Origin of the sequence: Paenibacillus oryzisoli (genome assembly GCF_001653565.1) — a bacterium.
Classification (GTDB): domain Bacteria; phylum Bacillota; class Bacilli; order Paenibacillales; family NBRC-103111; genus Paenibacillus_E; species Paenibacillus_E oryzisoli.
Map to the genome: position 1 here is coordinate 36,625 of NZ_LYPB01000090.1, position 13,252 is coordinate 49,876.

10 protein-coding genes are annotated in these 13,252 nt (G+C 47.7%); 9 read left to right on the forward strand and 1 reads right to left on the reverse strand.

Going from position 1 to position 13,252, the window contains the following annotated elements; all coding sequences use genetic code 11:
* Positions 1 to 220: 220 nt before the first annotated feature.
* Entirely contained in the window at positions 221 to 2,527 is a 2,307-nt protein-coding gene (locus tag A8708_RS29490; RefSeq protein ID WP_068669753.1) for an FAD-dependent oxidoreductase, read from the reverse strand.
* 128 nt (positions 2,528 to 2,655) lie between these two features.
* On the opposite strand from A8708_RS29490, the gene A8708_RS29495 reads away from it, so the two are divergent.
* The 9 genes from A8708_RS29495 (at position 2,656) to A8708_RS29535 (ending at position 12,958) form a co-directional block, all read left to right on the forward strand.
* Positions 2,656 to 3,645, forward strand: a complete 990-nt coding sequence (locus tag A8708_RS29495; protein ID WP_068669755.1) for a LacI family DNA-binding transcriptional regulator — start codon at positions 2,656 to 2,658, stop codon at positions 3,643 to 3,645.
* 147 nt (positions 3,646 to 3,792) lie between these two features.
* Positions 3,793 to 5,658 carry a 3D-(3,5/4)-trihydroxycyclohexane-1,2-dione acylhydrolase (decyclizing) gene (iolD, locus tag A8708_RS29500; RefSeq protein WP_068669757.1) on the forward strand — a complete coding sequence of 622 codons (1,866 nt, stop codon included), beginning with the start codon at positions 3,793 to 3,795 and terminating at the stop codon, positions 5,656 to 5,658.
* A 21-nt stretch (positions 5,659 to 5,679) separates the two neighbouring features.
* Positions 5,680 to 6,588, forward strand: a complete 909-nt coding sequence (iolE, locus tag A8708_RS29505; protein WP_068669759.1) for a myo-inosose-2 dehydratase — start codon at positions 5,680 to 5,682, stop codon at positions 6,586 to 6,588.
* A 7-nt stretch (positions 6,589 to 6,595) separates the two neighbouring features.
* Positions 6,596 to 7,606, forward strand: coding sequence for a 5-dehydro-2-deoxygluconokinase (iolC, locus tag A8708_RS29510; protein ID WP_068669761.1), 1,011 nt, complete (start codon positions 6,596 to 6,598; stop codon positions 7,604 to 7,606).
* 32 nt (positions 7,607 to 7,638) lie between these two features.
* Positions 7,639 to 9,084, forward strand: coding sequence for a CoA-acylating methylmalonate-semialdehyde dehydrogenase (locus A8708_RS29515; RefSeq protein ID WP_068669763.1), 1,446 nt, complete (start codon positions 7,639 to 7,641; stop codon positions 9,082 to 9,084).
* A gap of 32 nt (positions 9,085 to 9,116) precedes the next feature.
* Positions 9,117 to 9,989 carry a class II fructose-1,6-bisphosphate aldolase gene (gene fba, locus A8708_RS29520; RefSeq protein ID WP_068669764.1) on the forward strand — a complete coding sequence of 291 codons (873 nt, stop codon included), beginning with the start codon at positions 9,117 to 9,119 and terminating at the stop codon, positions 9,987 to 9,989.
* A 1-nt stretch (position 9,990) separates the two neighbouring features.
* Positions 9,991 to 11,031 carry an inositol 2-dehydrogenase gene (iolG, locus tag A8708_RS29525; RefSeq protein ID WP_068669766.1) on the forward strand — a complete coding sequence of 347 codons (1,041 nt, stop codon included), beginning with the start codon at positions 9,991 to 9,993 and terminating at the stop codon, positions 11,029 to 11,031.
* 19 nt (positions 11,032 to 11,050) lie between these two features.
* A complete protein-coding gene (gene iolB / locus A8708_RS29530; protein WP_068669768.1) occupies positions 11,051 to 11,869 on the forward strand; it encodes a 5-deoxy-glucuronate isomerase in 819 nt (272 codons plus the stop codon).
* A 75-nt stretch (positions 11,870 to 11,944) separates the two neighbouring features.
* Positions 11,945 to 12,958, forward strand: coding sequence for a LacI family DNA-binding transcriptional regulator (locus tag A8708_RS29535; protein WP_068669770.1), 1,014 nt, complete (start codon positions 11,945 to 11,947; stop codon positions 12,956 to 12,958).
* Positions 12,959 to 13,252: the final 294 nt, after the last annotated feature.

Sequence of the window (13,252 nt, forward strand, 5' to 3'; positions counted from 1 at the left end):
GAAGCGAATGGAGTTCTGCTAGTCGGAAAAGTCGAGTTAAAGGTCCGCCAAGAGGCGAATGGAGATCTGTAAGTCGAAATAATCGAGTTACAGGCGCGCCAAGAGGCAAATGGAGATCTGTAAGTCGAAATAATCGAGTTACAGGCGCGCCAAGAAGCGAATGGAGTTCTGTAAGTCGAAAAAGTCGACTATCACGGTCAGAACCTGCGCCTGGCAGCCATCACCCATAGCACCGAATCTCATAAACGGCTGCTGAGGAATCTCCATTCGTCGCCGTGACTGTCAAACGAATACGATCACTCTGTATCGGTTGATCCAACGTATGTTTAACTAATCGTTGGTAGTTTCCTTCAACTTTTACAATGGCAACCCATTGCTCTTGGATATACGCCTCTATCGTATAGTATTTGGGACATTGCGGATCCCGATAGAATGGCTCATAGCGATGATATTCTTGCAGCAAATGCCCTGGGAAAGTTGCATGAATTTCACGAATACTTTGTGAATCAGTCCACTGCAACTGGACATATTGTGGCAGCGGCTGAGCAGGATCGGACATCCACATATTGGTGAATTGGTGAGGCCGGGTTACGCCGCTAATGACATTGTCTGCACCGTAGCTTTGTTGAGCTGGCGTGATCCGGTAACTGAGCGTGCCGCCATCATTCAGATAGCGACTCATTTTCCCGCTGCCCATATCAAAAGCGGAGATATGGCCTGGAAGGATATGGTTGGCCGAATGCCATTCTACCGATGGATTAACACCGAGTTGGAGTTGAATATAACGACTGCCAATCGCAGGATCATGCCAATTTAGCGGCCATTCCACCCATATACGCTGTCCAACGGGCACCGTTAAGGTCGTTTCTGCATAAACGACGCCTGTGTCTGTTCGATAATCCCAAATATGATCGACCAGAATTATTTTGGCAGAGAGATGTTGAGGGTGATCGGAATTATTGCTTAAGCACACAGCGATGTTATCAATGCGTCCATTTTCAATAGCAATCCATTGCTCGCGCTTGAAAGTTAGCGGCTCAGCTTTATGTTTTCTAGCTTCCTGCTCAGCTCTTGAACGGAAGCCGAATGTGAAATCGCGGCTTTCAGGTCCGACACCATGGATTGTGGCTGTACTACTGGCACTAGCCGTTGCTTGTTTGGCCAGATCCTCAGCATCTTCATTCTTATAATTTGGAAGGAAGCAGCCGTCGCGGAGCAGGGTTTGTTGGACATGGACGATATGTTCCCCTGACATGTCAGACAGGTTTACTTGATTTCTCAGCGCATAAGCAGCACCTGTACCTGCCGCTTGCCCCATCAGGGCTGTCGTTGACATCACTCGGACAGTACCGAGAGCCGCGTGGGTAACGCTGACATTACGACCCGCCATCATTAAGTTACTGATATCTTTGCTGACCATGATACGGAAGGGAATTCCGTAAGGCCCGCAGTAACTTTTTTGGGCATACTCGCTCGTTTCGTTATAGCCTTCAGCACTTGCTGGTTCTGCGGTTGGAGCCAGAAGTCCGCCAGGCGTGTGAAGATCGACGAACCAGCCGCCATAGGCGATTTCATCTTCGAATACGGTGCGCTTTTGAATGTCGTGCTCGGTCATGAAGTAGCGGCCCATAATTCGACGTCTCTCTCGCTTGCCTGGAACTTGACCGATCCAATCTAGTGCAAGATTAGCTGTTTGTTCTTTCAGGAGCGGGTCGCGATTCTTCATCCAATCCCAAATACCAAGAGTATGTCGCGTCAGCTCGTGACGGATCTGTTCATTATCATAAACGGTGTTATAAGGAACACCGATCTCAATCCACCAATATCCGGATTCTGTGTCGTAGAAAGTGCGGCCTTGTTTATAGAAATAGTCCGCATCTTCGTGTTGAATGGCCCAGTCAGGTGCTTTGAAAGGCACGGGACGTCCCATATCTTTGGCCCGGAAATGGATGGAGTTGCCCATCGTATCGGAGCTGGCAACAAGTGGAGCATGAGGTTCGTTGAACTCATCGCGACCTTCGGAACCCCAGCGCCATTCGCAGCCTGCCATGTCGGCTATGACTCCATCACCTGTACAGTCGATGAAGACATCTCCTTTGATTTCAAGCTCTGTTTCCGCATTTGCGATTAAAGCTCTAATTGACATGAGTTTACCGTCGGTGACTTTGGCGCTGTTGACACTGGTATTCAAATGGAAACTTAGATTCGGCGTTTTGACGGCCTTGTCGTACATAACCATATCCCAAACGCTATTCGTCCAACCGTTTTCGCGAATTTTCTCATGATTGAGGGCACGTTCTTCAATAAGAAGCTCCGAGATTATACCAGTTTCTCTGCCATAAGCATGAAAAGCAGCGGCACCATAGGGGGTTACACGGATTTCTGATGAGCTGTTGCCGCCAAAAACAGGTCTATCTTGAATCAGACAAGTCTTCGCTCCTTGTCTTGCCGAAGCGACAGCAGCACAAAAACCGGCGAGTCCGCCGCCGCAAACGACAACGTCAAACGCTTGTTGAATAGATTTCATTGTAGTAGTCTCCTTTAATTTACTTGGGTAAATTTCCTTCTTGAGCACTTTTTAGCATCCCCTTCATTGCTTGCCAAGTGTTTATTGCGTATAATTTACACGAGTAGAGATTCGGAGGGGAACATGGAATGGCTAGTCGTCAAGAAGTAGCAGAACGTGCAGGAGTCTCTGTAGCGGTCGTATCATACGTGTTAAACGGCAAGAGCAACGTAAAGATGGAAACGCGAGTGAGAGTTCTGGCAGCCATGAAAGAATTAGGATATGAACCTAATCTTTTGGCACGAAGTTTAAAAACGAAGAAGACGGGACAATTGGCAGTACTGGTTAACTATCTGGGGAATCCATTCGAGGCGGGCTTATTATTACATATCGAATCTGCTGCGAGAGAAGAGTCGTTTCTAGTTTTCTTCCAGAGCTATACACCGGAAACCGAGGAGCAGTTAATTTCGTCATTGCGAGGGCGGGTGGATGGTATTATCCTGCTTGGACAACAGCTGAAGGCGGAGACATACGACCGGATTCTGGAGTGGGAAGTGCCTATTTTATCTGTGACACAAAACCCGTACGCCCAAGAACAGGGAATCCCCTTTGTGGATGTAGACTGGTCTGATCTTTATAGACAGGCTATTCAACATTTGAAGGACAAGGGGCATACAAGAATTGGGTACATGACGGATACCGCATCATCCACTTATCATGTGAATAGACTGCGCTATTTCAAGGAGGCCATGTTAGCAGAAGGGTTGGAGCTGCAAGAAGAGGCTTTGCTTAGCGGGCGCGGACGATTAGAGAGCGCATCGGAGATCTTCCAGAAATATGTGGACAACCACCCGACAGGGTTGCCATTCAGCGCAATAATCTGCTCCAATGATTTGATGGCAGCAGGTATTCTAGATACATGTAAGAAGAATGGTATTCTAATTCCGGATCAACTAGCTATTCTTGGTTCAGAGAATATTCTAATGACGTCGCTGACCGAGCCCAAATTGAGCGTTATCCATTATCCCAGGGACGAGGTAGGGAAACATACGATGGAAATGATGAAGGAATTAATGGCGAAGCGGCAGGTCGCTTCGCGAACACTTACTGGACACCTTAGAATTCGGAGCTCGAGTTAAGCTCACTGAATACACGGGGTAAAAAAAAAGGATTGCGAGTGAATTGGAAATATTGTATGATCGGATTAAGCGCTTAACCCATTCAGGGGCGAGCGCTTAACATTTAACAGATTAAGCGCTTAACCTCTGAACGGAAGGGAGATTTACATGCGTACAATTCGACTTACAATGGCACAAGCTTTGCTTCGCTTTCTAGACCAGCAATACATTTCTATCGATGGACAGGAGACTAAATTTGTTCAAGGTGTCATGGGGATATTCGGCCATGGCAATGTAACTGGAATTGGAGAAGCGTTGGAGTACAGCGCGGGTGACCTTACGTATATACAAGGCAAGAATGAGCAAGGGATGGTCCACGCTGCAACCGCTTACGCGAAACAGAAGAATCGCAAGCAAATCTATGCCTGTACGACATCAATTGGGCCTGGCGCTCTGAATATGGTAACGGCCGCGGCAACGGCAACTGTTAACCGCATTCCGGTGCTATTGCTGCCGGGAGATAATTTTGCTTCGAGACAGCCTGATCCCGTACTGCAGCAGCTAGAGATGACTAGCGATTACACCGTATCTTCAACAGACGCTTTCAAGTCGGTGAGCAAATATTGGGATCGAATCGTTCGACCGGAGCAGTTGATCAGCGCAGCAACTCAAGCAATGCGCGTGTTAACAGATCCGGCCGAGACAGGAGCGGTGACCTTAGCGCTTCCCCAAGATGTGCAGGCGGAGGCTTATGATTATCCGGAAGCTTTTTTCGATAAGAAGGTTCATTATATCGATCGCCGCCCAGCGGCGCAGGAAGCTGTTGGGCGAGCAGCAGCCGTAATCTTAGGCAAGAAACGCCCGTTACTTATTGCTGGCGGCGGTGTACTTTATGCGGAAGCGACGAAGGAACTTGCAGCGTTCGCGGAAGCGTTCGGCATTCCCGTTGCAGAAACGCAAGCAGGGAAAAGCTCGATGGCTTGGAACCATCCACAGTATGTCGGCGCGATTGGTGTAACAGGTGCACTCGCTGCGAACAAGTTGGCGAAACAGGCTGATTTGATTATCGGTGTAGGCACGCGGTATTCGGATTTCACCACAGCATCTAAATCGGCATTTGCCAATGACGAAGTGCAATTCATTAATATCAATATTAGCGGTTTTGATTCCTCGAAGCTTGGTGGTATTTCGATTACAGCTGATGCGAAGGAAGCGCTTCACTCTCTGCGCGAAACACTGTCTTTCCTTGATTATTCATGCGAATACGAAACGGGCTACATAGCAACATTGAAAGACGAATGGGATCGTGAAGTGGATCGCTTGTACAAGGCAGCGTGTGACGAAGGCTTTGCTCAGACGAACGCACTTGGTGTTATTAACGAGACGATTGATCCTTCCTCTGTGGTCCTATGTGCGGCGGGAAGTCTCCCAGGTGATATGCATCGCCTTTGGAGATCAACAGAACCCAGAACATACCATATGGAATACGGCTTCTCTTGTATGGGGTATGAAGTCAGCGGAGCCTTCGGGGCAGCGTTGGCAGAACAGGAGCGCGAGGTATATGCGATTGTCGGAGATGGCAGCTATTTAATGCTTCACTCGGAACTAGTGACAAGCCTTCAAGAAGGTCAGAAATTCACGATTTTGCTATTTGATAATCATGGCTTCCAATGCATTCATAATCTACAACGCAGTCAAGGAAGTGAAGGTTTCGGCAATGAATTCCGTTATCGGGAAGCTGGGACACGTAGGCTGACAGGAAGCTATATGCCAATTGATTTCGCTGCGCATGCCCGCAGCCTGGGAGCGAAGTCTTACAAGGCAACCAATCCCGAAGAGCTTAAGGCAGCATTGCTTCAAGCGAAGCAAGAAACAGTGACAACCTTGATTGAAATTCCAGTTGTGCCTGGCACGAACACAGGCGGCTATGAGTCATGGTGGAACGTCGGCGTGCCTGAGGTTTCGGAGAGTGCCAAAGTGGTAGCAGCTCATGAAGAAATGAAGAAAAACATACAAGCGGCTAAACTCATATAAATTAGAAGAGGTGACCTAACGATGGAAGAACTACCGTTTAAGCTAGGTATTCATCCGATTAATTGGGTGGGTGAGGACGTCAAGGAACATGGCGCTGATACCTCATTCGAACAGATCGTAGATGAGATTCAGAAGTTAGGATTGACGGGTACGGAGATGGGACGCAAATATCCAACGGATATCAACGTGCTCAAGAAAGAACTGGCGGACCGAGGCATCTCTCTCGTATCCCAGTGGAAATCCGTTCTGTTCTCGGATCCCGCTTATCGCGAAGAAGAATTGGAAGCGTATCGCAAACATGTGCAATTTCTGAAAGAAATGGGCAGTACGGTTATTTCTACAGCAGAAGTTGGCGGCTCGCTCCATTTTGACCCGCGCCGTACGCCCAACGAGAAGGAAGTGCTTCGCCTTGATGAAGCAGGCTGGCAGAGCTTAGCGGAAGGTCTTAACCGTGCGGGAGCTATTGCAGCTGAGCATGGGTTGAAGCTGACCTATCACCATCACGGTGGAACGGTCGTTGAGTCACCAGAAGAGATCGATCGATTAATGGAGCTAACGGATCCATCCTTGGTCTACTTGCTGTTTGATACGGGGCACACCTACTACGGTGGTGGAGATCCGTTGACGGTATTGCGCAAACATTATAACCGCATTGCTTATATTCATTTGAAAGATATTCGTCAGGATGTACTAGATGAAGCGCGCGCTGAGCAGGTAGATTTCGTAACTTGTATCCGCAAAGGTGTGTTTACCGTACCAGGGGATGGCTGCCTTGATTTTGCTCCGATTTTCAAAGAATTATTGGATCGTGACTACAGAGGATGGGCGATGCTCGAAGGCGAACAAGACCCTGCCACTCATAATGCGTACGAATATGCGTCCAACGCGCTGAACTATATCCATTCTTTATTAATCAAAGAAAGCAGGTAACGAGGCCATGACATATGTGACATTTCCAGAAGCGAAAGAGCTTGATTTTGTAGCCATCGGCAGATTATGTATCGACTTAAATGCGAACGAAATTCACCGGCCCATGGAAGAAACGATGACGTTCACGAAGTATGTCGGCGGGTCGCCAGCAAATATTACGATCGGCATGTCCCGCTTAGGGATGAAAACAGCTTTTATCGGCAAAATCGCAAATGACCAAATGGGCCGGTTCATCGCTTCCTATCTAGAGCGCAACGCGATTGATACCAGCAATGTCGTGACGGATCGCACGGGCTCTGTAACGGGGTTAGCTTTTACAGAAATCAAGAGCCCGACGGACTGCAGCATTCTGATGTATCGCGATAATGTGGCAGATTTGAAACTTACGCCGGATGAGGTTCAGGAATCCCTGATCGCAGGAGCGAAAGTCTTGCTGATTTCCGGGACAGCTCTGGCACAAAGTCCATCACGCGAGGCGGTGTTTCAAGCACTGAACTATGCGAAGAAGCACGGCGCTATCATCGTTTTTGATCTCGATTATCGTCCCTACACATGGACATCTCCTGAGGAGACGGCTGTGTACTATAATCTTGCTGCTGAGAAGTGCGATATTATCCTCGGTACGCGCGAAGAATTCGATATGATGGAGAAATTCGAGCATAATCCGGAAAAGGATGACCACATCACCGCTGCCAAATGGTTCGACTATTCAGCGAAGATTGTCATCATCAAACATGGTAAAGAAGGTTCTATCGCCTATACACCTGATGGAGTAGGGCATCGCGCGAAGAGTTTCCCAGCGAAAGTGGTAAAGACATTTGGAGCTGGTGATTCGTATGCTGCAGGCTTTATCTATGGCGTTATGCAAGGTTGGACGCTAAAAAAAAGTATGGAATACGGAAGCGCAGCTGCTTGTATCGTCATTTCCAGCCATAGCTGTTCGGATGCCATGCCAACTGCTGCAGCTGTGGATGATTACATCGAACGTTGCAATCGTGGAGAAATTACGGCCTCATAATATTGAATCAACCCTAAAGGAGCGAAATCGTTATGACACATACATTGAAAAACTGGATTGGCGGCGAATGGGTCGCATCATCCGCAACACAAACAGAACCCGTATATAATCCTGCAACAGAAGAGATTCTTGCCTATATTCCAATTTCGACCAAAGAAGAAGTCGATCAAGCCGTTCGCAACTCCCAAGAAGCTTTCCAATCATGGAGCCGCACACCAGTACCGAAGAGAGCAAGAGTCTTATTCAAATACCAACAGCTTCTCGTTGATCACTGGGAAGAGCTTGCCCGCATCGTGACTCTAGAGAATGGTAAAAGCTACTCCGAAGCTTATGGCGAAGTACTTCGCGGCATCGAATGCGTGGAATTCGCCGCTGGCGCACCGACCCTGATGATGGGTAAACAGCTGCCAGACATTGCTTCTAATCTGGAGTCGGGTATGTACCGTTACCCTATCGGAGTTATTGGCGGCATCACGCCGTTCAACTTCCCGATGATGGTACCTTGCTGGATGTTCCCACTCGCGATTGCTTGTGGTAACACGTTCGTATTGAAGCCATCGGAGCGTACGCCTCACCTGGCTAATCGCCTTGCAGAATTGTTCCACGAAGCTGGATTGCCAGCAGGTGTGCTGAACATCGTTCATGGGGCGCATGATGTGGTGAATGGTCTACTTGAGCACAAAGATATTAAAGCCATTTCGTTCGTTGGCTCTCAACCGGTAGCTGAATATGTATACAAAACGGCTGCCGCCAACGGGAAACGCGTTCAAGCTCTTGCAGGTGCGAAGAATCACTCCATCGTTATGCCGGATGCGAATTTGTCCATTGCGGTGAAAGAAATCACGAATGCGGCTTTCGGTTCTGCGGGCGAGCGCTGTATGGCATGTTCCGTCGTGGTAGCTGTAGGCGATGTAGCGGATACATTAGTTAGCAAACTTTTAGAAGCAGCAGATGCCATTACGATTGGCAACGGCAATGATGAAGGTGTGTTCTTAGGTCCAGTCATTCGTGGCTCGCATAAGGAACGTACATTGAAATATATCGAAATTGGTGAAAATGAAGGTGCCATTATGGTGCGCGATGGTCGTAAAGACGCTGCTGCTGGGCAAGCGGGCTACTTCGTAGGACCGACGATTTTCGATGGCGTACAATGTGAGATGAAAATTTGGGAAGATGAAATTTTTGCTCCTGTGCTATCCATCGTTCGCGTTGAAACGCTCGAAGAAGCAATTGAGCTTTCCAACCGTTCCGAATTCGCGAATGGCGCTTGTCTCTTCACGCAAGATGGCAGCAATGTGCGCCAATTCCGTGAAACAATTGATGCGGGGATGCTTGGTGTCAATTTAGGCGTACCTGCCCCAATGGCATTCTTCCCGTTCTCGGGTTGGAAGAAATCCTTCTATGGGGATTTGCATGCCAACGGTACGGATGGCGTGGAATTCTATACGCGTAAAAAGATGGTAACCGCTCGCTGGTAACAGCGAGTTTCGCCAGAAAAGGAGCGATTGGTATGGCACTCGTCTCGATGAAAGAGATGCTGCAAACAGCGTTAGAAGGTAAATATGCCGTTGGGCAATTTAATTTGAATAATCTTGAATTCACACAGGCGATCTTGCAAGCGGCTCAGCTCGAACAGGCGCCAGTTATTCTTGGTGTAAGCGAGGCTTACATTCCTTATATGGGCGGATTGCCCTGTATCGCTGGCATGGTGAAAGCTTTGATCGAGCACTATGGCATTACAGTGCCCGTTGCTCTTCATTTGGACCATGGAAGCTCCTATGAAGTATGTATCAAAGCGATCCACGCTGGATTTACCTCGGTGATGATCGATGCTTCCCATCATTCGCTCCAACATAACATCGAAGTTACGCGTCAAGTGACGCAAGCTGCGCATGTGCTTGGTGTATCTGTGGAGTCTGAGCTAGGTCGAATCACAGGACGTGAGGATGATCTAGTAGTAGATGATGCTGACGGGATGTATGCGGTGGCTGAGGATTGCGTGACAATGGTTCAGGAAACAGGCATCGATTGCTTGGCACCTGCGCTGGGATCGGTACATGGTCCTTATCGCGGACAACCAAAGCTTGGTTTTGAACGAATGGCTGAAATTAAGGAACTGACAGGTGTACCCCTCGTGCTTCATGGGGGAAGCGGATTGCCAGATGACGAAATTCGTCAAGCCATTGCTTGCGGTACAGCCAAAATCAATGTGAATACAGATAATCAGATCGCTTGTACCGCGACGATTCGTACCTATTTGAATGATCATCCAGATGCCTACGATCCTCGGAACTATTTAATTCCAGCAAGAGAAGCGATTATCGCATCGGTACGGTCCAAGATTCAGTTATTCGGCAGTTCAGGGAAAGCAGGAGGTCAATAGGATGAAAAAAGTAAGAATTGGCATTATCGGCGCTGGCAGGATTGGTAAAATTCACGCGGACAATTTATTGCGGAACCCGCAAGTTGAGATTGTGGCAGTAAGTGATCTGTATGCAGGTCCAGAGTTAGAATCATGGGCTGCAGCGCGTAACATTTCATTGGTAACAAAGGATAGCAACGAACTAATCCATCATTCCGATATTGATGCCATTTTCATTTGTTCCTCGACAGATACGCATGTACCTTTGATTAGTCAAGCCGCACGTGCGGGTAAACATATTTTCTGCGAAAAACCGATTTCCATGGAGATTACGCAAACGCAGTCAGCCATTGATGAAGTGAATAAAGCAGGTGTGAAGCTGCAAATTGGCTTTAACCGTCGCTTTGATCATAATTTCAAACGTGTTCAAGAAGTCGTGCAAAGTGGGGGGATCGGCGATCCGCATATCATTAAAATTACGTCCCGTGACCCGAACCCACCTCCGATTGAGTATGTCAAAGTTTCTGGCGGTATCTTCATGGATATGATGATTCATGATTTCGATATGGCACGATTCGTTTCTGGCAGCGAGGTTGAAGAAGTGTATGCGGTAGGGAATGTCCTAATCAACCCGGATTTTGCCCAGCATTGCGATGTGGATACAGCGGTTGTTACGCTTCGTTTCGCGAATGGTGCATTAGGAGTAATCGATAACAGTCGACAAGCTGTCTATGGTTACGATCAACGGGTAGAAGTGTTCGGTAACAAAGGCAGTGTTGTCGTTGCGAATGATCATCCGAACACGGCTGTCATCTCCACCGCGGATTCCATTGTGAGTGATAAACCGCTTCATTTCTTCCTCGAGCGTTATCAAGCTGCTTACGTTGAAGAAACGCACATGTTTATTGATGCAATTTTGAACGATAAGGCTGTTCCTGTAAGCGGAGATGACGGCGTACAAGCCGAGCGTATTGCATTAGCTGCGAAGTTATCTTCCCGTTTGGGTCGGCCTGTGAAGGTGAGCGAAGCGTTGGAACTGCTCACACAAACTTCATTATCCTAATAAGAGGAGAGATAGGAAGATGTCCAACTTAATTGTATCACCTGCATCATCTCCGAATGAAGAAGGCAGCTTATTACAAATAACACCGGAATCGGCCCACTGGCAGTATGTTGGCTTCGAGGTTGTCCAGTTGGCAGCTGGCGAAACGTTGCGACGAGAAACTGCCGATCAGGAAGTATGCCTCGTATTGTTGAGCGGCAAAGCCGATGTGCGTACGAAGGAAGAACAATGGCTCGGAATTGGTCAGCGTATGAGCGTGTTTGAGCAAATTCCTCCGTATTCCGTTTATGTGGCTAGCCAAGATAGTTATGAAGTAACGGCGTTAACCTCATTAGAACTTGCTGTTTGTTCAGCTCCTGGAGCGGGGAATCATCGTTCGCGATTGATTGCTCCTGCGCAAGTAGGCGTTGAGACGCGTGGGTATGGGAATATCGAGCGTTATATTCATAATATTTTACCTGAAAACGAGCCGGCAGATAGTTTGCTCGTTGTTGAAGTATTTACACCGAATGGCCATTGGTCCAGTTATCCGCCGCACAAGCATGATCGTGATGCGCTTCCTGAAGAGTCCTTTTTGGAAGAAACGTATTATTTCCGTGTTCAGCCGGAACAAGGCTTTGCGGTTCAGCGGGTATATACGGATGATCGTTCACTCGATGAGACGTTAGTTGTTAAAAATGGAGAAGCGGTGCTAGTTCCGCGTGGTTATCACCCCGTGTCGGCGCCTCCTGGCTATGATGTGTACTATTTGAATGTCATGGCTGGACCTACGCGGATATGGAAATTTCACAATGACCCCGACCATGCTTGGATCATGACGAAGCCGAGCGAGTCGTAAGACGGTTGCAAGTTCTGGGAAGCCCCGTCATAATGGGGGAATAACTGTATTCTTCAAGAAAAATGGGGTAGTACGATGAAGGCGACCATTTACGATGTGGCTCGGGAAGCCGGTGTATCGATTGCAGCGGTATCGCAAGTCATGAACGGTAAAGGTAAAATAAGCGAAGAACGGCGCACTGAAATTCTGAAAGTAATGGAAAAGCTCAATTACCAGCCGAGTGTCATCGCATCAGCACTTACTGGGAAGAAGACCTATACGTTAGGCTTGCTTGTCCCTGATATCTCCAATCCCTTTTTTGCAGAAATTGCTAGGGCTGTGGAGGATCAAGGTCATAATTTAGGATACAGTCTCGTCATCTGCTCTACTGATAATAAAGATGAACGTGTAGAACGATATCTGAACTTACTTCAGCAAAAAAGTGTAGATGGGATGATTATCGGGACTGGGATGGATAATAAGGAAATGCTTACACCACTCATGGAACGCTCGATTCCGGTTGTCATGATTGCGCGGGAGATGTCGGATTTGGCTGTACATACCGTTGTTGTTGACGATTTCGTTGGTGGCACGTTATCTGCTCAGCATCTTTTGGAGCTTGGGCATACTCGCATGGCGATACTTGCCGAACACACCAAAGTTACGAGTAGTCGTGAACGGGTCAAAGGTTTCATGACCACGCTTGCGGAAGCCGGTATCGAGATCCCTGAAGGGAGTGTTCGTAATTGTAGGTATACTGTCGAAGACGGCAAACGCGAAGCGATTGAACTTCTAGAGAAAGCTGCCGGCGAGAGACCGACTGCGCTTTTCTGCTGTAATGATATGCTTGCGATTGGCGCTTTGCAGGCTGCGAAGCAACTAAAGCTTCGTGTTCCTGAGGATATCTCTGTCATTGGTTTCGATAATACGATCCTAGCTTCGGTAACGGATCCGCCACTAACTACGATTGCGCAGCCGATTGAGCCGATGGGCAAGCAAGTCGTCGATCTGCTGATTCTCGAACTGCAGAAGAAATCACAAGCCAAGCAACGCATCGTTATGCGTCCAGAACTCATTATCAGGCAATCCACGACAGCTCCGGCAAAGTAATTGTATATGGAAGCGAAAACTGCTTTCCCTTAGGGGGAGGCAGTTTTTCATATAAATATCAGAAATTATAAGTTTTACTTACTAATTATGATGAATTTCTAGATAAACGCTCCTGTCCTTCAAAGGACGGCGTAGCCGTTTATTTTGCTTAGTTCAGCGCATGGTGAGTAACTAGGTAATAATCTGAGGGAGATCAAAGATGTTGCTAATTTTCATCATAAAAATACCTTAATTTTGTGCAAATACATCGTATTAATATACATATTCATTCACATTTCCTCATTTTACAATGGG

Excerpts from the sequence above, each read along its gene's own strand:
- A8708_RS29490 (WP_068669753.1), bottom strand. The coding sequence starts at position 2,527 with ATGAAATCTATTCAACAAGCGTTTGACGTTGTCGTTTGCGGCGGCGGA.
- A8708_RS29495 (WP_068669755.1), top strand. The coding sequence starts at position 2,656 with ATGGCTAGTCGTCAAGAAGTAGCAGAACGTGCAGGAGTCTCTGTAGCG.
- iolD (WP_068669757.1), top strand. The coding sequence starts at position 3,793 with ATGCGTACAATTCGACTTACAATGGCACAAGCTTTGCTTCGCTTTCTA.
- iolE (WP_068669759.1), top strand. The coding sequence starts at position 5,680 with ATGGAAGAACTACCGTTTAAGCTAGGTATTCATCCGATTAATTGGGTG.
- iolC (WP_068669761.1), top strand. The coding sequence starts at position 6,596 with ATGACATATGTGACATTTCCAGAAGCGAAAGAGCTTGATTTTGTAGCC.
- A8708_RS29515 (WP_068669763.1), top strand. The coding sequence starts at position 7,639 with ATGACACATACATTGAAAAACTGGATTGGCGGCGAATGGGTCGCATCA.
- fba (WP_068669764.1), top strand. The coding sequence starts at position 9,117 with ATGGCACTCGTCTCGATGAAAGAGATGCTGCAAACAGCGTTAGAAGGT.
- iolG (WP_068669766.1), top strand. The coding sequence starts at position 9,991 with ATGAAAAAAGTAAGAATTGGCATTATCGGCGCTGGCAGGATTGGTAAA.
- iolB (WP_068669768.1), top strand. The coding sequence starts at position 11,051 with ATGTCCAACTTAATTGTATCACCTGCATCATCTCCGAATGAAGAAGGC.
- A8708_RS29535 (WP_068669770.1), top strand. The coding sequence starts at position 11,945 with ATGAAGGCGACCATTTACGATGTGGCTCGGGAAGCCGGTGTATCGATT.